Source organism: Bradyrhizobium pachyrhizi, from assembly GCF_001189245.1.
Taxonomy (GTDB): Bacteria; Pseudomonadota; Alphaproteobacteria; order Rhizobiales; family Xanthobacteraceae; genus Bradyrhizobium; species Bradyrhizobium pachyrhizi.
This window is the reverse complement of record NZ_LFIQ01000103.1, coordinates 67,414-69,046: the sequence shown is the minus strand read 5'-3', so window position 1 is coordinate 69,046 and position 1,633 is coordinate 67,414. Positions and strand designations below refer to the sequence as shown.

The window sequence follows — 1,633 nt, the reverse complement described above, 5'->3', positions numbered from 1 at the left end:
CCTCTCGAGCGAGCAGCCGTCGACCTTGCCTCGCACGAGCAGCACGTACAGTTGACGCAGGGCATCACGGCCGTACTGGCTTTCGAGATTGTCCTCCGGCCGGAACAGGCCCTGCCCTCCGGTCTGGCGCTGACCGCGTGTGATGGCACCCAGTGTGTCGAGCCGGCGGGCAATGGTGCTGAGAAAGCGTTTTTCGGCCTTCACGTCGGTTGCGATGGGACGAAACAGCGGCGGCTGCGCCTGATTGGTCCGGTTGGTCCTGCCAAGCCCCTGGATCGCGGCATCGGCCTTCCAGCCGGGCTCGAGCAGGTAATGGACCCGCAACCGGCGATTTTGGGCTGACAGTTCGGCGTGATAGCTCCTTCCCGTGCCGCCCGCGTCGGAGAACACGAGAATGCGCTTGACGTCATCCATGAAGGCCGAGGTTTCCGCGAGGTTCGCCGAGCCCGCGCGATTTTCGACCACCAGCCGGTCGTGCTTGCGAACGATGCGGCGCGAGCGGCCGGTCACCTCGGCGACCATGTCGGTGCCGAAACGCTGGATGACCTGATCCAACGCCCCGGGAACAGGCGGCAGCGAGGCGAGCTTTTCGATCAAGCGATCGCGGCGGGCAACGGCATCCCGGCTCTCGACCGGTTGACCATCGCGATAGACAGGCCACGAGCAAAGATTACCCTCCGAGTCGGTGAAGGGCTCGTAGAGCTGAACCGGAAAGGAATGGGCGAGATAGTCGAGCACATACTCGCGCGGGGTGATGTCGACCTGGACGTCGCCCCAGTCTTCCGTCGGGATCTCGGCGAGCCGGCGCTCCATCAGCGCTTCGCCCGTCGACACGATCTGGATCACGGCAGCATGGCCGGCGTCGAGATCGCGCTCGATTGATCGGATCAGCGAAGGCGTCTTCATCGAGGTCAACAGATGCCCGAAGAAGCGCTGCTTGGCGCTTTCGAAGGCGGACCGTGCGGCGGATTTTGCCTGCCGATTCAGCGTTCCGGTTTCGCCGGTGATGTTGGCGGCCCGCATTGCCGCATCGAGGTTGTTATGGATGATGCTGAACGCGCCAGCATAGGCGTCGTAGATGCGAACCTGCTCCGGCGTCAGCTGGTGCTCGACGAGCTCGTACTCGACGCCCTCATAGGACAGCGAGCGGGCGGCGTAGAGACCGAGCGACTTGAGATCACGTGCCAGCACCTCCATGGCAGCCACCCCACCCTCCTCGATCGCCTCGACGAACTCGGCGCGCGTGGAGAACGGGAAGTCGGCACCGCCCCAAAGGCCGAGGCGCTGGGCGTAAGCAAGGTTGTGCACCGTCGTGGCGCCCGTCGCCGACACATAGACCACGCGAGCATTCGGCAATGCGTGCTGGAGCCTCAGCCCGGCGCGCCCCTGCTGAGAGGCCGCCTGGTCGCCGCGCTCGCCTTTGCCCCCGACCGCATTCTGCATGGCGTGGCTCTCGTCGAAGACGATCACTCCGTCGAAGTCGGAGCCCAACCATTCGACGATCTGCCTGACGCGCGAAAGCTTCTCGCCACGCTCGTCGCTGCGTAGCGTGGCATAGGTGGTAAATAGGATGCCCTCCGAAAGCCGGATCGCCGTGCCCTGGGGAAACCGCGACAGCGGCGTAACCAGCAGG

Annotated in this window: 1 pseudogene; it reads right to left on the bottom strand. The window is 64.8% G+C overall.

The features are described from left to right. Window positions 1-1,633 (bottom strand): annotated as a pseudogene (locus AKL29_RS45575) (strawberry notch family protein); the annotation flags it as partial.